This is a genomic window from Bacillus sp. LB7, assembly GCF_030449715.1.
In the GTDB taxonomy this organism is placed as follows: Bacteria; Bacillota; Bacilli; order Bacillales; family Bacillaceae; genus Bacillus; species Bacillus paralicheniformis.
The window spans coordinates 1-17,158 of record NZ_JASGCA010000012.1; the positions used below are offsets into that span (position 1 = coordinate 1).

General features: G+C 42.2%; 19 protein-coding genes and 1 pseudogene. All 20 read right to left on the minus strand.

Features of this window, described 5'->3' with window-relative positions; translation table 11 throughout:
* Positions 1-377: pseudogene (locus QMZ64_RS15490) on the minus strand (right-handed parallel beta-helix repeat-containing protein); the annotation flags it as partial.
* A gap of 6 nt (positions 378-383) precedes the next feature.
* Positions 384-2,273, minus strand: coding sequence for a phage tail protein (locus QMZ64_RS15495; RefSeq protein WP_301441462.1), 1,890 nt, complete (start codon positions 2,271-2,273; stop codon positions 384-386).
* Positions 2,274-2,299: 26 nt separating this feature from the next.
* On the minus strand, positions 2,300-3,130 hold the full coding sequence (locus QMZ64_RS15500; RefSeq protein WP_301441425.1) for a phage tail domain-containing protein: 831 nt from the start codon (positions 3,128-3,130) through the stop codon (positions 2,300-2,302).
* A complete protein-coding gene (locus QMZ64_RS15505) occupies positions 3,127-6,849 on the minus strand; it encodes a phage tail tape measure protein (RefSeq protein WP_301441426.1) in 3,723 nt (1,240 codons plus the stop codon). Before QMZ64_RS15505 ends, QMZ64_RS15500 begins: the two co-directional genes overlap by 4 nt.
* A 61-nt stretch (positions 6,850-6,910) precedes the next feature.
* Positions 6,911-7,066, minus strand: coding sequence for a hypothetical protein (locus QMZ64_RS15510; protein ID WP_017474408.1), 156 nt, complete (start codon positions 7,064-7,066; stop codon positions 6,911-6,913).
* A 38-nt stretch (positions 7,067-7,104) separates the two neighbouring features.
* Positions 7,105-7,461 carry a phage tail assembly chaperone G gene (gene gpG / locus QMZ64_RS15515; RefSeq protein ID WP_017474407.1) on the minus strand — a complete coding sequence of 119 codons (357 nt, stop codon included), beginning with the start codon at positions 7,459-7,461 and terminating at the stop codon, positions 7,105-7,107.
* Between the two features lie 55 nt (positions 7,462-7,516).
* Complete coding sequence (locus QMZ64_RS15520; protein ID WP_017474406.1) at positions 7,517-8,101, minus strand: major tail protein; 585 nt, start codon at positions 8,099-8,101, stop codon at positions 7,517-7,519.
* A gap of 19 nt (positions 8,102-8,120) precedes the next feature.
* Entirely contained in the window at positions 8,121-8,513 is a 393-nt protein-coding gene (gene gp17 / locus QMZ64_RS15525) for a tail completion protein gp17 (RefSeq protein ID WP_145608396.1), read from the minus strand.
* Positions 8,510-8,893: an HK97-gp10 family putative phage morphogenesis protein gene (locus QMZ64_RS15530; protein WP_145608394.1), complete on the minus strand. Its 384-nt coding sequence runs from the start codon at positions 8,891-8,893 to the stop codon at positions 8,510-8,512. The genes gp17 and QMZ64_RS15530 overlap by 4 nt, the downstream gene beginning before the upstream one ends.
* On the minus strand, positions 8,893-9,219 hold the full coding sequence (locus tag QMZ64_RS15535; protein WP_017474687.1) for a phage head closure protein: 327 nt from the start codon (positions 9,217-9,219) through the stop codon (positions 8,893-8,895). Before QMZ64_RS15535 ends, QMZ64_RS15530 begins: the two co-directional genes overlap by 1 nt.
* Complete coding sequence (locus QMZ64_RS15540; RefSeq protein WP_073412027.1) at positions 9,209-9,502, minus strand: head-tail connector protein; 294 nt, start codon at positions 9,500-9,502, stop codon at positions 9,209-9,211. The genes QMZ64_RS15535 and QMZ64_RS15540 overlap by 11 nt, the downstream gene beginning before the upstream one ends.
* Positions 9,503-9,559: 57 nt before the next feature.
* Positions 9,560-9,994 (minus strand): collagen-like protein, encoded by a 435-nt coding sequence (locus tag QMZ64_RS15545; protein WP_020450355.1) that lies wholly within the window; start codon positions 9,992-9,994, stop codon positions 9,560-9,562.
* A gap of 23 nt (positions 9,995-10,017) precedes the next feature.
* Positions 10,018-11,220, minus strand: coding sequence for a phage major capsid protein (locus tag QMZ64_RS15550; RefSeq protein ID WP_120155418.1), 1,203 nt, complete (start codon positions 11,218-11,220; stop codon positions 10,018-10,020).
* A 48-nt stretch (positions 11,221-11,268) separates the two neighbouring features.
* On the minus strand, positions 11,269-11,865 hold the full coding sequence (locus QMZ64_RS15555) for an HK97 family phage prohead protease (protein ID WP_073412029.1): 597 nt from the start codon (positions 11,863-11,865) through the stop codon (positions 11,269-11,271).
* Positions 11,858-13,099: a phage portal protein gene (locus QMZ64_RS15560; RefSeq protein WP_073412030.1), complete on the minus strand. Its 1,242-nt coding sequence runs from the start codon at positions 13,097-13,099 to the stop codon at positions 11,858-11,860. The genes QMZ64_RS15555 and QMZ64_RS15560 overlap by 8 nt, the downstream gene beginning before the upstream one ends.
* 4 nt (positions 13,100-13,103) lie before the next feature.
* A complete protein-coding gene (locus QMZ64_RS15565; RefSeq protein ID WP_017474257.1) occupies positions 13,104-13,307 on the minus strand; it encodes a hypothetical protein in 204 nt (67 codons plus the stop codon).
* 20 nt (positions 13,308-13,327) lie between these two features.
* Positions 13,328-15,034, minus strand: coding sequence for a terminase large subunit (locus QMZ64_RS15570; RefSeq protein ID WP_120155421.1), 1,707 nt, complete (start codon positions 15,032-15,034; stop codon positions 13,328-13,330).
* Positions 15,027-15,521 (minus strand): phage terminase small subunit P27 family, encoded by a 495-nt coding sequence (locus tag QMZ64_RS15575; RefSeq protein WP_017474594.1) that lies wholly within the window; start codon positions 15,519-15,521, stop codon positions 15,027-15,029. Before QMZ64_RS15575 ends, QMZ64_RS15570 begins: the two co-directional genes overlap by 8 nt.
* 233 nt (positions 15,522-15,754) lie before the next feature.
* On the minus strand, positions 15,755-16,018 hold the full coding sequence (locus QMZ64_RS15580; protein WP_017474631.1) for a Gp49 family protein: 264 nt from the start codon (positions 16,016-16,018) through the stop codon (positions 15,755-15,757).
* 369 nt (positions 16,019-16,387) lie between these two features.
* Positions 16,388-17,116: a hypothetical protein gene (locus QMZ64_RS15585; RefSeq protein WP_301441427.1), complete on the minus strand. Its 729-nt coding sequence runs from the start codon at positions 17,114-17,116 to the stop codon at positions 16,388-16,390.
* Positions 17,117-17,158 lie beyond the last annotated feature (42 nt).

Genomic DNA, 17,158 nt, shown 5'->3' on the forward strand with positions numbered 1-17,158 from the left:
CCATAGTTAAGCGCATTTTTAAAGTTAAATCTCGTTTCAATATACTGCCCGTCTGCAGCCAGACGGTCCCATAAAGTCGGGTAAATTGTTCCCTTACGATCAACACGCGCGTCAACAACTTCTTTTATGTTCGTTCCATCGGCATTGAGCACTAAATTTCTGAGCCGTGCTTTACCTGTTTCAATCTCTTGTGAAACTGTCAATCCACTATGATGTGAGATTTGTTCTGACGTATGGGCTTTTTTGGCTTCCTTATGAGAATTTAATGCCCTGATATTGTCGTTAAGTGCATTTTCCGTTAATGTTGCGTTTCGGTCAAGAATCGAAAAAAGGTTCGAATTTGGTGTCACTTCATGACTTTTCGTGAGCTTGTACAAGGCGTATCACCTTCCTATAAATCCTATAATCATGACCGTCACTTTCGAATCGGCTGGAGCGCTTAAAGGTTCTATTTCTTTACCATTCTGGAAGAAAGTGAGGATATATTGATCATGATTTATTTCATGCTGTTCTATTGCCGCAAAAATTCCGTTTTGCTTCATGATGGATGAGGTTTCCGCGGACGCATATTTCATCGTAATTTCGTCATCAGTTTCAAGAAGCAGCGTATTGCCTTCGATCGAAACAGAAGCATCTGACGTAGTCACTTGCCACGCTCCTTTTGTAAATCTCAAAGGATATGAAAATGTATTCGGTATGCTATCTAAAGAGTTCTTTGTCTCTCCAATCGCAAGCTGCAGGTCTTTTTTGGCGGCCAAAATTTCAGATTCAACAAATTTCTTTTGGTCGTTAATGTAACGCTGCTGATCTTTTATTCTCTTTTTCTGCTCAACCTGCAGATCGACAGGGTCCTTTTCTCCGCCGTCGATCGTCAGTTCTGGAGCTTCCGTAGAATCCAAGGGGTTATAGGAGACTTTGGTCACGCGAATGTCATCCTCGAATGTAATGCCATTCAATTCGGTGTCCGCCAATACGTGAATAGTATCCCCTTTGGTCACTTGGTCTTCTATGCCTTTCAATGCTGCATGTAACAATTCTTCATAGTCCACCTCAAAGGTCACTGTTGGATAAGGGTTTACCTTTTCTTTCAAAACTTTCATCATATCGGCTTCCGTGGTGATTGATTCGTCTGTTACCGTTGTAGCCCAGGAAGGCTGCCCCTCAATCAGAAAATTCTTTTCTTCGGGATGAATATAAGTGACAGGCGGAAAAACATACTGTTCGTCCTCACTTTTAAAGGATCGATAAATGTCGATCATATTCCCGCGCAACAAATACATAAGAGGATTAGCGCCCTTTGAACCCTTTGTATTGGGGTTCTTGCTGTCCTTACCCTTAAATGTCGCCACCACTTTATGCTTTTTGCTATCTAACCCACGAATGACATCAAATGATTTCTCGGACGGTTCGGAATCCTGATAGGTCGTAATAGTTTTGGTTTGATCATCAATTTTAAATTCCCATTTTCCGCCCAACTTGGAGACAAGCGTTTTAAATTTAAATCCTGTTCCCGTAAATGAAAAAGAAAAAGTGGCCCCTATTTTTTTGGTAAAATCTGCATTTAATGAGCTATCATAAGACCATTCCCCTGTCTTGGATTCATAGGTAATCGATTGATCACTCAGGATATCCTTTTCTTCTCTTTTCTTCCCGTATCCCTTGATCCTTGTCGTCGTATTGTCTTCCGACATGTTGATGTGCAAAGAGGTTAAATTGACGGAAGAATCCAGGGTTTTGACGATCTTTTTCCCCATTTTTTTATAGACGTAAATCATCGTATTATCGACATCGATTTCAACGCCATAACTTGAAATAATATCGTCCATCAGCTCAATAGAATACTTATTTCCGAAGCTCTCAAGCTTTTTAGGAGATATTTTTTTGGCGTCGTCCATGATTTTGTAAGAAAAGCCGCTGCCCTTCAATGCGTGGGACAAAGCTTCGTCAAGCGATTTTGTTCCTTGGATCGTATCAGGTATAAGCCATTTACCCAACCGAAAAACATAGATATGAGTTGCTGTAATATCCTTGGTGACCTGGCCGCCTTCTTGTTTGAGATTTGGCGCATTAATAAAATACCGCTGGCTTTTATGGACTGCTTCATCTATCACAATAAAATTACGGCCGACCAAAGCGTTAAAAGGAATCCGATTGTCTTTGTTTAACTCAATTGAAAAGCTCAAGTCTTTCTTGCCGTCAATCCCATCATTGACCTTCGGCTCTACGTACATCATTTCGTATTTTTGATTTGTCGTTTTATCCAGGACATACATTTGGTTCAATAGGAGCCGCCCCCTTTCTACTTGTAATAAAAGTGAGTAATAAATTTGATGTTGCTGCTTGTCGCACCGTTTATTCTGAATTTGTTTTTGCCTGGTTTAAGTGTTGGGAAACGCCCCTTTGTATTGATGACTTTCGATCCGTTTATGATATATGGCATTAAAAGAGTCAATTGATTTTTTTTAGACTGTTGCCCAAGCAGGGTGACGCTTTCCCCGGTCGTTTCGTTTAAGATTGAAACGTCTTTACCTTCGATATACATTTCCACTTGATAATTATGATCAACGTGGGACAGGGTAATATCTCCGAGGTTATACACCTCAAAGCTTTTTTTGTCTACAAATGAATAGGAAGGATTATCGACCATGCCTATATTCATGCCAAAATGAAATTTATTATCTATCAGATTAAAAGAAGCCTGGCTGTTATAGACTGACTCCGCCACTCCTTGAATGGCTGTCAAAGATATCTCAACTTCTTGCCATGTTTTCCCGTTCTCTTGAAAAACGGAGAATACATCATCACATGTTACGAGCCATCTTTTCAAAGGCTGCCATGTGTATATCACATAATACGGGTCTTCTTGTACAAAAAGCTTATATAAGGCATCCCTTTTTAAATGGAATTGCTGCGAATTGCTCGCCTCCACAGTGATCTTAAGTGTGATTTTTCTTTCCGTATAGCGCCCCATATTGTTTTTAAGAGGCATTGGAATTCCGTTTCTTAAGGGATGAGACGTCGGCAGCTTCCTTTCAAATTTGGGTGACTCCGGAATAAAAGAAGAAAGCGAGACACCTTTAATGTGCTCGCTTAACCGTTTATCAAATATGATCAGATCATAGCCCCTCATTCATTCACCCCCGCCAGAACGATTTTTTGCTTGTATTTCTTCATGTATGCCTTGTTTTGCTGCTTGGTTAGCTTATCCACGGGAACGACTAGCTCTTTTTCCACAAACTGAGCCATCAAGCTGATCATTGTATCAAGCTTATTCGTGAGTATCGCATTTTGTTTTTTCAACTCCGCGATTTCCGCACTGTTGTCATGTTGTATGATGGTTTGCTGCGGACCCGGATTGTACCCGACCATTGAGCTGGCCTGACTTAGCACTTTGTGAGCCTGGCTGCGTCTGAACCGCCGCAAAGGCAGAAGCATTTCCCCTCTATGGACCTCGGCCATATGATCCCGGGTAATCAAGCCTCCTTGGTCATAGCCAATGTAACGGCCGCCGCGCGCCATTGATTTTAATCCGGGATGGTTCATAATGCCGCCATACCTTTTATTTAGGTAGTTGATCGCCGCTAAGACTTGATGGACTGGATTTTTGATATTTCCGTATCCTTTTTCTTTGTAGGCGTTGAATGTACTAGGAATAAACTGCATGAGTCCTTGCGACGGATGACCGGCCTTCGCGTTAGAATCCCAAGTATTGACTACGTTCGGGTTGCCCCCGGATTCCTTCATAGCGATGGTTTCTAACGCTTTCGCGTATGTTGAATCCATCCCTTTAATAGCCAAAGCTTGGGCAACCCATTTCTTGACGGCCTTCGATCCACCTTCTCCTTTAAAAGAGGAAGTGAAATCGGCCATCATATTTTTTAGAAACGATACGGCTTTAACCTTTATGAAAGTGAACCCGCTACTGGCGATTTTACCAAAACCTCCAGCCATTTTAGGGGCACTCACGCCGAGCTTGTCTAATATGGTATTTAGTAGCTTTCCAGGATTAGTAGTATAATCAAATACGTCAATAGCCAGCCCTTTAATTTTGTCCCCTAATTGTGTGAACCAGTTCCCGCCGGTTCCATCTTTATAGAACGGGACTTTACCGCCAAACATTTTTTCAGCATCATCCCCGCCTATTACTTGGGTGCCGCGCGGCAGGTTCATAAGGGTGGGAACATTTGGGCTAATGCCTATTTGTCCATCAGGTGTTATAAAGGGCTCGTGTTTATAACCATCGCCCAAGACAGCTAAACCACCGGGGTGACCGCTCGTACCTTTTTCATAATGGGGAACTTCCCATTTTGGAATTTGGTTCTTTTTGTCAACGCCGATTTTTCCAAGAACCCAGTTAACGCCGCCAATGACGCCGTTTACGACTCCGCCGAGCCCATCAAACATTTTATTAGCTAAATGCTTGATCCCTCCCATGGCTTTACCTGCCATGTTCTTGATGCCGTCACCCATTCTTTTTGGCAAGGCCTTGGCTCCGTCTACGATGTCCCAAAATTTCTTGATGATCCCGTCTTTCATTTGTCCGACAAGTTGAAATCCCTTATCTTTTAAGGACCCGAACAATTTTACGGCATTCGCTACACCATCTTTAAACGTGTTTTTGATCCAGCCCCACATCTTCGGGAAAATACCTTTCAAGCCAGCACCTAAAGCCTTTGCGCCGCCTAAGATCTTCCCGAAAAATGAAAGACTTATGAAGTTCCAGACAAATTTTACGGCGCCGGAGAAAATTTGTTTAATACCTTCCCACATTTTTTCGAAGTTACCTGTCAAAAGGCCAGAAAAAAAGACGATAACCCCTTGGATGACAGAAAGAGCACCGCTGACTATGCCGGAAATATTACTCCAAACAGATTGGACAATGCCGACCACAAGAGGCAAGATAAATTGAACCACTGACCAGACATTTTGCAGGGCTTGAGATATGACTGCACCGTTTTGCTGCCAAAACTCCTTCCATTGAACGGCTAATTGATTAATAAAGGAGAGTACGCCTGAAATCGCCTGCTGAATGATTGGACCGAGTGTTACAAACATGCTTTTTGCAATGTTTCCGAGAGTTGAAAAAACCGGAGTCATTGCAGCAAAACCAGCTTTTACACTTGTGATTATGGGCTGTACTTGCTGCTTAAAACCGGCAAAGGCTATTTTTATATTGTTAATGCCCGTAACAATAAATTGAACCGTGGAAGGAGGTAGAAAATCTTTAAGAGTGTTCGCGCCCTTCGCTGTATCACCGTTAAAGATATCTGTAATTCCCGAAAAAATAGTCTTTAAATTGCCGCCGGTGTTGGCAATATTCTTCATTGCAGGTTCAAGGCTCTTCATCTTATTTTCTAAGCCGGACATAACGGGTTCTAAAATGTCCAGGATTCCGTTACCTATTGGCTGCAGGGCTGAAAGAGCCGAGCGCCCTAACTTTTTAAGACGGTCACCAAAGTTATCCTGTAAAGATTGGCCGGCTTTTTTCGTCGCCCCGTCAATATCGCCAATTTTTCCATTAATGCCACCAAGGGCATACATCGCATCGGCCTCAAGGTCTTCCCATTTCGTACCGTATAAGGCAACCCCGATGTTATTGGCCGCCACTTGGTCTTTCATGCCTTTCAATTCGCCAAGAACCGCGTTAGAAACGTCCTTTACTGTGCCCTTACCTTTAAGGAAATTTTGCCATACCTTTTGGGTGCTGCCGGACATTTGGGCCATTGCTTCGCTTGTCGATTTCGATCCGTCTTTGACTCTGATCTGAAATTCTTTCATGACATCGTTAATGTAATCAAGATTGTAAACCCCAGCGTCCGTGCCTTTCTTTAAAAGCTGAAAATACTCCTCAGCAGAAAAGCCCATTTTAGCGAATAAAGGGCCATACTCTGAAAGGTTGTCGAACAATTCATTTGAGAAGTTCAGGCCGTTTTGTGCCCCATAGGTCATTAGATCAAATGCCTTTTTGCTCTCAACGCCGAAGCCTTTCATAATATTGTTACCAGCCCGGGTTACCTCGTTTACATCCGCGTCAAAGGTTTCTGAAAGTATGATCGCGCCTTTGGTGACATCTTTCAGGTCCTTATCGCTCAAGCCCCTGATATTTTGCCTCACCTGTTTAATGGCATCCTTAACAACATCCATGTTGTCGCCAAAGCCATCTTTCCATACACTTGTCGCCGATTGCGTCAATGATTGGGCTTCCTCTTTGGTTAGACCCAACTGAGCGCGGAATTCACCTTGTGATTTCTGAGCATCCAATGACATTTTGGCCCCTAATGATCCAATCGCTGCCGTTAAACCGGCAACTCCTGCAACACCGGCAGACAAAGCGCTGACCAATCCCACTTTGATAAAAGATGAGAATTTAGACACTTTTCCGCTCACGCTGACGCTGGCAGCTCCGATTTCACGCTGGCTCTCTGCCATATTGTCAGAACTTTGGCTGGCTTCTTGTTGCGCCCGTTCGAGCTGTTGGTATTGCATTTGAGCACGCCGCAAAGATCCTTCTAGTGAGTGATAGGACTGAATTTGCGTGTTAAGCCGCTGCGCGTATTTTTGAGCCTGCTGCGAACCCTCGCCATATTGTTCAACCTGTTTTTCATAGGCTTTTCGGTATTCTTCTACTATCTTTTCTTGAATAGATAGCTCATTTGATAAGCCCTCGACCTTCTTCTTACTGGCTGTAAGTTCATCGCCCATGGATTTAAATTCCTGGACAGTTGCCTTTGTTGCTGTTCTCGCTGTTTTCAGATTGTTCCGGAGCCCAGTAATTCCTCTATTAACACCGGCATCATCTAGGGTTGTGTTAATGACCAAATTCCCTATCGGTCTACCTTCTGTCGCCAAATGGTTATCCTCCTTTCTTTAAATTTTGCACGCCAAAAAGAGCGTCTTGAATCGACACTCTTTATAAAGTCACGCCAAATATCCGGTAAGCTGGCACAAGTTTGTTTTCTTCTTCGTATTTGAAATCGGCAAGTTCAAAGAATCGGTGGATATCCATTTCATCAATTTCATGAAGTTTATAACCGTTTTCCATCAGATCAGTATATAACTTTTTCATTTGATTCAGGTAATCCCGATAGGTCAGATTCTCGCCTTTTATTTCTGAGCGTCCAACGCCTTCTTTTTTAACTTTCCCTTTTTTTCATCTTTCGCCATAACCTGTTTGAAAATGTCTTGCATCCAGTCAGCTAAATCATCAGACAAGACACCATCTAAAATGTCATCAAAAGTGAATTGATTGTTAAATAACTCAACCACGTAATGCAGCATTTCTTCCATTTGTTCAAATTCAGACATTCCCGATTCTTCTGCCGTTGCATGTATTTCCAATGCTCTGTATACGTGTCTAGAAGTTACAAACGGCTTAATATAAATCTTTTCCGGCACTTCAATAATATTTCCATCTTTATCAACTTTCGCTTGTGTGTAGTCTCTTAAAATAGCTTTAATCATCCTGTTCCCCATCCTTCTTTAAAAATATGAAAAGACAGCCTCGACGGGCTGCCTGTTATTTTCCTAGATCAACGCTTTCCTGCGGTGTTTCCGAGCTGTCCGGGTCTATGCCATAAGCTCTTTGGTAGAACTTCTCAAGAGAAAAATCTTTGTTTTGATCATATCCAACTAGGAACACCAACCCGTCTTTTTTACGAGGCAAAAACTGGCCTTCGATTGAATCTGTTTGAAAATCTACTTTGTCCTCTTTAGTCTTCCCTTCAGCAGAAGGAATGCCAAATTTCCCTTTTAACAAAGCATAATACACATAGCCCTTTTCATGATGTTTCTGGCGCCATGTGATACAGACGTATGGCGGTTCCATGTCTTTATGATACAATTCAATACCATCCTCAACCGTAACACCGAGGAGTTTTCTTTTCACTTCCGTGGTTAGATCAGCTAAATTTAATTCTAATTTTGTTTCACCTACACCAGAGCTTTTCACAGCATAAAGACCGTCATCAGCGTATAGTGATGCAAGTTCGGAAGCAACGTCCAACTTTGCTTCAATTGCTCCCGGCATACTCTGTACAGATGGAGCTTTTTCATTTTCGTCAAGTTCTCCAAATCGAATACCGTCTAATCCTGTACGGGCCATTCATATCATCCCTTCAAATTTATATTTTCTGAATATCGATTAATTTTGTTGCCCTGTATCTCCGGGCGTACCGGTACAAAGCAATATCTGGGTCACGATCAAAAGCAGAAGCATATTGCTGATAATCGTTGTTCGCCATGATCTGATCAATAATAGGTTGAATCTGCTGTGCTTCCTTGATCGTTTTCGTCCATAAATCTATTTGAATATCAACCTCAAACGTTAGGGCTTTATCATCCGCATAGTCTTTCCTGTGGCTCTCAAGCTCATTTATCCGAATCATTGGAGCCTTTTCTATGTCCTGATCCTCTTCTGGTACATAAACCAGGAAAATGCGCGCACTGTCCACAAAAGATGAAAGAGTTTCGTTTTCACTAAGAAGCTTTTCAACTTCCTGAATTGGCAGCATCATAGTCCCAACTCCCTTGCGTAAACCTCTTGGACTTTTCGCAAGACGATATCCGCATATTCATTTTCTGTTCTCTCAATGAAATGCTGCGGACGCTGTTTGATCGTCCCGAAGTTAGAAAAATGAAGCCGGGAAGCCGTTTCTTTTCCATAGCCCGTACTGGCGTAAATCTCTCCGTCTTCCCTGGGCTTCGAGTAGACCACATTGTCTTTCATGTGCGTTTTGTGGCCGTCGTTTCGTCCGATAGGCGTATTTCGTTCCAGACCTTCCGCGAAAATGGCCGTGCCTGCCTGAACGGCAGCTTTCGCAGCCCTCACCTTTTTCCTCGAAAGCTTGTCTAGCTCTTTTTCGATGTTTCTTGTTCCGTCGTCCTGGCGTGCCATTAGCTCACCTTCTCCGCTAAAACATTCATCAGGTCTTTTTTCTGAGAGTTTGGGAGGATGTCTTTTATTTCGAACAGTTCATCATCGTGAAGAACATACATGTTGTTTGTTACTTTCTTGATCTGCTGATAACGAATAATGAAAGTGATACTGTTTTCCAAAAAGGTGCCAGCCGTTGAAAGCTTTTCTCTTAACTTTTGTTCTCTCACCTCGGCCCAGCAAGAAAATAAGGGCTCAACCAGCTCAATATTTTCCCCGGATTCCGGGTCCTTCCCGTTTTTCCTCGTAACAAAGGAAATGCGTGTATTGAGCCGGCTAAACTCCATACTTGTATGCCCCTCTGAACTGCTGTATAAAATTTGTCACGCCGAACGGGATTTCTTGAAGAGCTTTGTCAACGGAAGAAACACGCTGCTCATACCATGCCCCCACCAAGAACATGACCGCCATATCAAATTTCGGATTATCTTTGAAAAAATCTTCTCGATCTGGTGAAAGCGTGACCGCATCCTTGATGTAATTTTCTGCAGCATCTTTTAACTGCTGAATTAAACGATCGTCAAATTCGTGATCGATACGCATAGCAAGCTTTAAATCGTCAAGCGTCATCTCGTCACTCCTTCCCAAACAAAAAAGGGACGCTATGAGGCGTCCCAAGCATTTTTATTATTCGGTTGTTTTTGGTTTCAGTTCGTCAATTTGAGCTTGGAGATTATCTAAAACCGCTTTGACTTCACTGTTTAAGTTAACTATCATGACACTGCCGGTGCCAATGTTGTTACTTCTGACAATGTTGTCACCAAGCATTTCATGAGTGATGCCTTTTTCTTCGATAACGGCCGGATCACCTTTGTCCCCTTTCGGACCTTGGGGTCCTGGCTCTCCCTGGGGACCTTGTGGGCCAGTATCTCCTTTATCCCCCTTGTCGCCTTTTGGACCTTGGGGCCCCTGCGGCCCAGGTTCCCCCTGCATCCCTTTGATGTACAAAGGATTTTCTTCGCTGTTGCCTTTCAAGTAAACGGGCGTTACCGGTTTGCCCGTGCCGTCGTCCTCTGCAGAAGTGTACACGCCGTTACTTTGGTTTAGAAATTGATCTGCCATTATCCCTCATCCTTTTCTATTTTTTATTTTCCAACGTCGACTGCTTTTTCTTCGGTTTCTGCTGCTGGCGGATTGATTGTGACAAAGTAACCAGCTTTTCCATCTGCCTTTTTAACATCAAAACGCACAGCAAGAGATAGGACTTGTCCATAAACTTCATTTTCGATCCATTTAGCTGTAGCATCCACACGATTTGCAAACAAAACAGCCCTTTTCAAGTCACCGATAAACATGACCGCGTCGCCTGACTTCGTCCCTAAAACTGTGTCATCCACAACTTTGACCTGACTGCCAAACAACATTTTGCCTGTTGGTGTTGAAATGTCCTGGCGTAAAATATATTGGCCGTTTTTGTCTTTTAAGGTGTCAAGAAATTGGAATGCCGAGGCTGTGGCTACGATATTACGGGCATAGGCTTGCTTTAAGTCCACATTAAAAATATGTTTAATCTCATCCGTTCCCGTAACTGTTTTCTTAGGGAAAGAGCGAAGAACCTCCGCGACTTTTGCGTTTTTAGTATTTCGTTTAACTTGCTGCAGATGATTGGCCACAAGTGCGGTTAAATCGATGCCTGAATCGTCAATCGCTTCTTGTGAAATAGGCAATTGACCGCGATATGTGTCAACTTTCCACTCCACTTTATTGAATTTTGGTTTCGCCAGCTCCGGGTTTTTCTCCAGTTCGGCGACAGATACCAGACCGGTATCCGCGTTTGCAAGCACCGGATAAGTCCCGGACGCCGTCGTCACATTGACGTTATTGACGATCGCCGCTAAATCTACAACGTCTTCCGGCTCTTGCTGTGGTTTGGTGATCACATCGATTGGAATAACCGCCTCAGCCCCATCCGATTTTAGGCCGTCTCGTGTCTCACCTTTAGATCGAAGAAAGGCCTCAAAGGCTCTGACTTCTTCCTTCCCTTGTCCAGGTAAAATTGCGCGATATTCGCCGCCAGGTAGTGATCTTTTCTCCTCGTCGTCGTCTTCTTTACCGCCAGCTGGCGCAGGATTCTCCGGCTTAAGCCCGGCTAACTCTTCATACTCCGCAAGCTTTTTCTGCAGGGTGTCAAGCTCTTCTTTCATGGAGGTAATTTCACCTTTCAGAGCTGTAGCTTCGTCCAACTTGTCTTCCTCTGCTCGTTTTTGGGCATCTGTGATTTTTGTATTAATGGCCGTTTGTTTTTTAATAATCTGTGATCGTAGTTCCTTAATTTTTTCAGTTAACATGTGTTTGCTCCTTTTCAAATAAAATAAGCACCCGATTTTCGAGTGCTTTTACAATCCGATTTTTAATAAATCCAACTGCAACAGCAGCTTTTCTTTTTCCGGATTCCGGTTTCTTTCCTCGTACTGCTGTAAATTCCGTTTTGCAATTGTCACGTCAGTGTCTTCATAAGCTGGATAAGTGACAACTGAGACATCCGTCAATTTAGATATGTTCCGCAAACTGCGCAACGGCAGGCCAGTTTCCTGATCTCGCGTAAAGCTGTCCCCGCCTTTTCCTAATAGGAAGCCGAAAGAACAATTCGAGATATTGCCCAGCCTGATATTCTCATATAGATCATTCGCGTATTGTGTATTCGGCAGCGTAATGTCAAAGCGTAACCCGACATCATCGACATCGAGTTTGAGCGTGCCGGCAGAAACCCGGCCAAGAATTTTAGAAGGATCATGATCGATTAGCGCCCTAACGTCGCTCAAATCTGTATGATCCAAAGCCCGTTTGTCGATCATTTCAATGAATCCGCCCAAGTTATGGCTTCGGGTGCCGAATTTCAAAGCGTACCCACTGATAACCTTGGGGCCGTCTTCTTCTGTATGAGCTTTTAAAGCCCCGCCCTGCTGCGTTCTGATCTCTACATCCTTAGACATCCCCCTCACCTCCTTTACCTGCTGACGGGATAGGCAGAGCCTTTGCTTTTGCTTTCTGAATTTCGTCCATCAATTCGATATCAACATAGTTCAAACTCATAAAACGTTTATCACCGTTTGGAATAGGTGAGAAACCATATTCGGCCAGCGCATTGTTAAGTGAAAAAATGCCGTTTTGCAGAAGCGCGATGACATTTTCCCGTTTTGTTTTCGCATCCGTTTCCCTGAATCGCCTTGTATCGAACTGGAATTTCGTTGTCAAATTCAAAGGATACGGCAACATTTTAAAGTTCAACTCTGAGGCAATAGCCACAAAGTAATTGGATAAGGTATTCGTCAGATAGTCCAAGTTTGCTTGTTCAAGCGATGTGTTCACCTGCTCGATCCCCAATTTGTGAGGCGGCAAACCAAATACTTTTGCAATTTGTTTTGTGGAATGTGTGTAATTATTGACGATTTCAAGAATCTTCGTATTGATTTCAAGTTGTTTGAATTCCTCATTATCGCTGAGAACAACAACCCGCTGCTGATTTCTGGCCCCTGAATTGGCTTTTTCGAATTCGTTGCGAATGTTGTCCTTTGCCTCCGGGGAAAGGTGCCCCTTTTTGATATTTACAATACCGCTTAAATTCGTGCCCCTTCTGAAAAAGTCGGTAACAAGGCGCTTGCCCGCCTCCTGGCTTTCAACTTCATGCTTGAGACTGTATAATGGCCCGACCCCGGTTATACCATCAAGGCTAAAAAATTTAATATGCAAAACGTTTTCAGGCTTTAAAGTCCTTTCCTTGCCGCCGGATGGATAATACCGGTAGACTATTTCATTACGGTCTTTCAGCTGTTCAGCATAAACTTCACTGTTCAATAAATGGATCAGCTCCAAGGGGGTACCCTCGCTGTCCCTTCTGATTTCAGCATAGGATTGCCCGTTTAATAAGGCATTAGCAACGAGAATAAACTTGAAAAAGTATCCTGAATAGTATTCATTGGGCTTTTCATTCAGTAGCCTAAACAAATCGGATTCCTTTTCCTCGACCCCGTTTTGTGTAACCATGATCGGAGATGCCGCAATATCTGACGCGAGGGTAAGAACGGCCGTGAAAACATCACTATTTTTAATTGCATTGACGGATGTGTAGTACAATCCATCAAGCCCTAATACTGCATCAATAAACTGCCTTTCTCCCCTGCTCATTTCTCCATCACTCTGCTTATTCATAGATCGAAAGAATGCCACTCAATTACCTCCCTTCCTCTTTAGGGTTTAATAAAATGGCAATGAGGACGAGGAATAAGCCTGTCATCATTAACCCGGCAACTGAATGAATTATATAGACTGCATAATTAATCACAAACAGCCCAGCCAAAAACAAAAGAGTATGTAAGTTTAATATGATAAACTGCCATACTCTCAAGAAAAACGTATTGATCTTTCCGATTTTCATTTCGTCTCGCCCTCCCTTGCTTAAAGTGTGAAATTGCCGCTTTCATAGTAGCTATTCCAGTCAAAATCATCAGAATAGTAATACATGGCTTCAAAATGCGCTGTTATTAAAGCGACAATAGGGTCAATCTTTTCTCGGTTCTTTTCCTTATCAATTCTGATTAAATCGTTAAACTCTTTGACGATTGCATTATTTACGGCAATCGTTAGTAAAGGATTATTGGCATGAACAATCCTCTTATCATAGACACATAGTCTAAAATCCTTTGATGGTGGCGATAGTCTTTTGGCTCCCTGTCCCACCTCGATCAAAGGGTATTCTTCAAGCTCATTCAACAAGAGAGAAATAGCATGAGGGTCATAAAGGATTCCTTTCACATTGAGTTTCTGGGTCTTAATTCGATTTTTGATATAGTCGAGGACTTGTTGTTGATTGATAATGCCCGTGTCTTTATCTGTTATTGTGCAATACCCACGTTCTGCTAGGCCCCTATAATCAATTTTATCTCGGCTGATTTTAGCATCTAAGCCGCCTTTCGTCCCCACAAAAGAATGACTATCTACAAAATATCGTTGGCGTTCATCATTCAACGGAAAAATAAATGATACCGCTGCTAAATCATCCGATCGTGCCATATCAAGCCCTATATAGACGTCTAATCCCTCAAGATTAGGCACTTTATCGGTGCCGCATTGATTCCAATCATCTATAGAGATAAAGCTTTCTTCGCTTGCTTGCCGCCAAACATTAAAATTTTTTACATATAGAGCATTTAAATTGTGCTGCTCTTTGGCTGCAACTAAATCCAGCTTTAAAGACTCCATGATCGTTTGACCAATTTCAGGATGTTCTAAAATAGGATTTGATTTGATCCATGTTTCTGGAAGCTCAGCCTCTTTTTCAACATCATCCTGTTCATAAATGGCGATAAAATAATCATCCATTTTCCGCTCTTTTTTCAATACTCTTTTGAGCATTTGAATTTCTTTATACATCGGCACATTAGGATTTAGACCTGCCGTACTAATGATTGCAAGCAGGCTGTTTTCCAAAGCGATCTGACCTGATTTTAAAACATTGTACATTTTTAAGTCTTTGCTTTCGTGAAACTCATCAATAATAGCAACCGTTGAGGCAAACCCGTCCCCAGTGGACGTATCAGAAGATATAGGATAGGCTGTGCTGCCTGAAAATAAGTCCTTAATTTCAGCATCCTTAATTTTCACTCTTTTTTTCATAGGTTTAGAGCCCTTTGCCAATGACCGGATTTGATCTTTCATATACTCAAATCCAAGTTTGGCCTGCTTCAAGGCATTCGAAGCAAAAACAATTTTTCTGTTTCGTTTCGGGGTTTCACACAAGAAAAGTTCATTCGTTCCCATTGTGGAAATAATGAAGGTTTTCCCGTTCCTTCGAGCCATAGAAATCATCGCTCTTTTAAAACGGCGATTTCCATTATCCTTTCTTTTCCACCCGAAAATACTGCCTATAATCCATTTTTGAAAACGTAGTAATTTCACTGGCTCTCCTGTTTCTGGATTAGGCAGAATTTCAGTAAAATCTATTCTTGTGTTTGCTTCCTCAACATCAAAATAATACATAAAGGTGTGTAATTTGGATTTTTCTAAATCCTCAAGATGCCGCTTGCAGGCAAGTATAATAAATTCCCCCGCAACGATTTCCCCATTAACAACCGCCCGGGCATATTCAGTTACATGGTCAATCATTGTTACCCCGGCGTTTCATAAATTTTGTAATTGGGTCCTCTTCTTCTTCGTCATCCCCAAGGCCAACAAGTCGCAACCTTGAGTCCAGGGAAAGTCCTAACTGACCTGCAATTCCACGAATCTCTTTTGACATGCTGTTCAAGATATCGACGGATGGGTTTTTCTTTTTGACCGGAAAACCTTTGCTGTTTATTTCCACGATCGTTTGACCGTTTTCGTTAATGTCATTCAGCGCGATCCTGTATTGAGCGTAACTATTGCAAAACAGAGCAAAGAGTGTCCTGTCTAACTCTGATATCGGCAGCTCGCTAAGATACGGGTATATCCTTTCCCATTCGTTCTTTGCCATCGTTGAAAGCCAGTAGGGTGGTTTCTCTTGCAATGGCGTAAAACCTTTTAATTTTTCTTCCTGTTGCTTCCGTTTCTGCAATTCTTCTTTAGATATTTGTCCTTTTAATGTTTCTGTCATTTGTTTTCGTCTCGCCAATAAAAACCACCACCTTTCAGCGAATTTCCGCACTACTGTTTTCAAACAAATGAACACATAACAAAAACGCCGGCCAACTTATGTGCGACAAGGGACCAAGCGCAAAGAACACATATTCAAAAACGGCTCAAAATAGTGAAAATCAAAATTTCATTTCAACAATTTTTACGAAGATGAGGGGGCGCCGATGTCCTGGAAATAAAAAAGCCCACCCCGTTCATTGTCGGGGGGACTTAATTATCTTTTTTTAACTGATATTGAAGTTTGTACCCTTCAAGCTCCCAAATTTTATCTTTTATTTTCTCAAGACAGATTTTAGCTCCAATGTTCTCATCATAGTTTTTTGGATCAACACAAGCTGAATATTCCACAATGACGAAACCGTTTGGAAGAACACATGTAACGATTGTGCATTTATCAAAAACCGTTTTCACATCCATAGTTGATTTACTAATGATCTTCTCTACTTGTTCTTTAGTTACAATATTTTGAGTCATTCCCTTACACTCCTTTTTTTAAATGTCACCTGGTTATGATGAAACTGACAAAGCACTTCAAGGTTGTTTAAATCAGTGCGCTCTATATCGTCATGGAATACCTCTCTAAGCTCTTTATGCTTATGATGAACCACTAACCTATCAGACTTGTTTAAACGTCCCTGTGCGGCGCATATGGCGCAATGATAGTTACTTTCTCGTAGCTTCTGTTCCCGCAATAACTTCCACTCTCTTGAATGATAGTAAGAGTAAAGATCATTGTTCTCCCTGTTGTATCTCACAGTCTTGTTGTAATGCTTGTCAGCATAGCCCTGGTGTTTCTCACAATACTTCTGTGTCCAATCCACATACTCGCGGCAGCCAGGTGCGTTACATCTTTTTAACGGCATGTTTTCCCCCGTCTTCCTTTTGGTTGCGGAAGCGTCGATTATAAACGATTGCCTTTGTTCCAAACTTGCTTTCTTTATCAGTGTATTCAATGTCGATATGTGTTGAATTAAGTCCTATAGCATCATTTGTTAAGAATGAAAAGTCTGCGTTTATAATCTCTTTTATCTTCTCACCCTTGTAAAAAACACATGGAGCTGAATCAATATCATCAAGCTCAATTTGTAGCAAAGGTGGCTTATTCAGCGGTTCTGCTTCCAGATTATTTAAATCGCCTTTTGGAATAGACCCTCCCTCGAGAAGTACAGTTCCCCCATGTTTGTAGCCAACATAATTCACAGCTTCTCTTATAGCGGATAATGAGTCTGGTTCTTCCCTCACAAATCCTGTTAACAGCACACCAAGCTTATGAAGCCTTTTAACAGCATCCTTTGGTATGCCTTCATCACAAACGACATTATAAAGCCCATCGACTTCTGATCCGTCTACATATCCAATAATATTAAGGTCCGGATGTTCTACCTGGTAACATCTCGCTATCTCTCTTTTTGTCAGGACAGGATAATTATTCTTTCTCGCAAACTCCAATAGGGCAGTTGTTTTACCAACACATCTTTGCCTAGCTCTTACATAAATTAGTTCATTCTTTTCAGCAGCCTTTTCTAACAACTCTAAAATACTCGTATGCGCTAAATTCAATTCAAAGCTCATAGGTCAATCCCTCCCTCAAATAAAAAACGCCCTCCCGTTTGG

Coding starts and splice junctions, on each gene's coding strand:
- QMZ64_RS15555 (WP_073412029.1), bottom strand. CDS start 11,865: ATGTCTAAGGATGTAGAGATCAGAACGCAGCAGGGCGGGGCTTTAAAA.
- QMZ64_RS15495 (WP_301441462.1), bottom strand. CDS start 2,273: ATGTATGTCCTGGATAAAACGACAAATCAAAAATACGAAATGATGTAC.
- QMZ64_RS15540 (WP_073412027.1), bottom strand. CDS start 9,502: ATGACGCTTGACGATTTAAAGCTTGCTATGCGTATCGATCACGAATTT.
- QMZ64_RS15545 (WP_020450355.1), bottom strand. CDS start 9,994: ATGGCAGATCAATTTCTAAACCAAAGTAACGGCGTGTACACTTCTGCA.
- QMZ64_RS15500 (WP_301441425.1), bottom strand. CDS start 3,130: ATGAGGGGCTATGATCTGATCATATTTGATAAACGGTTAAGCGAGCAC.
- QMZ64_RS15565 (WP_017474257.1), bottom strand. CDS start 13,307: ATGAAAATCGGAAAGATCAATACGTTTTTCTTGAGAGTATGGCAGTTT.
- gp17 (WP_145608396.1), bottom strand. CDS start 8,513: ATGATGCTGCCAATTCAGGAAGTTGAAAAGCTTCTTAGTGAAAACGAA.
- QMZ64_RS15580 (WP_017474631.1), bottom strand. CDS start 16,018: ATGACTCAAAATATTGTAACTAAAGAACAAGTAGAGAAGATCATTAGT.
- QMZ64_RS15530 (WP_145608394.1), bottom strand. CDS start 8,893: ATGGCACGCCAGGACGACGGAACAAGAAACATCGAAAAAGAGCTAGAC.
- QMZ64_RS15510 (WP_017474408.1), bottom strand. CDS start 7,066: ATGAAAAAGTTATATACTGATCTGATGGAAAACGGTTATAAACTTCAT.
- gpG (WP_017474407.1), bottom strand. CDS start 7,461: ATGATTAAAGCTATTTTAAGAGACTACACACAAGCGAAAGTTGATAAA.
- QMZ64_RS15585 (WP_301441427.1), bottom strand. CDS start 17,116: ATGAGCTTTGAATTGAATTTAGCGCATACGAGTATTTTAGAGTTGTTA.
- QMZ64_RS15520 (WP_017474406.1), bottom strand. CDS start 8,101: ATGGCCCGTACAGGATTAGACGGTATTCGATTTGGAGAACTTGACGAA.
- QMZ64_RS15550 (WP_120155418.1), bottom strand. CDS start 11,220: ATGTTAACTGAAAAAATTAAGGAACTACGATCACAGATTATTAAAAAA.
- QMZ64_RS15535 (WP_017474687.1), bottom strand. CDS start 9,219: ATGGAGTTTAGCCGGCTCAATACACGCATTTCCTTTGTTACGAGGAAA.
- QMZ64_RS15570 (WP_120155421.1), bottom strand. CDS start 15,034: ATGATTGACCATGTAACTGAATATGCCCGGGCGGTTGTTAATGGGGAA.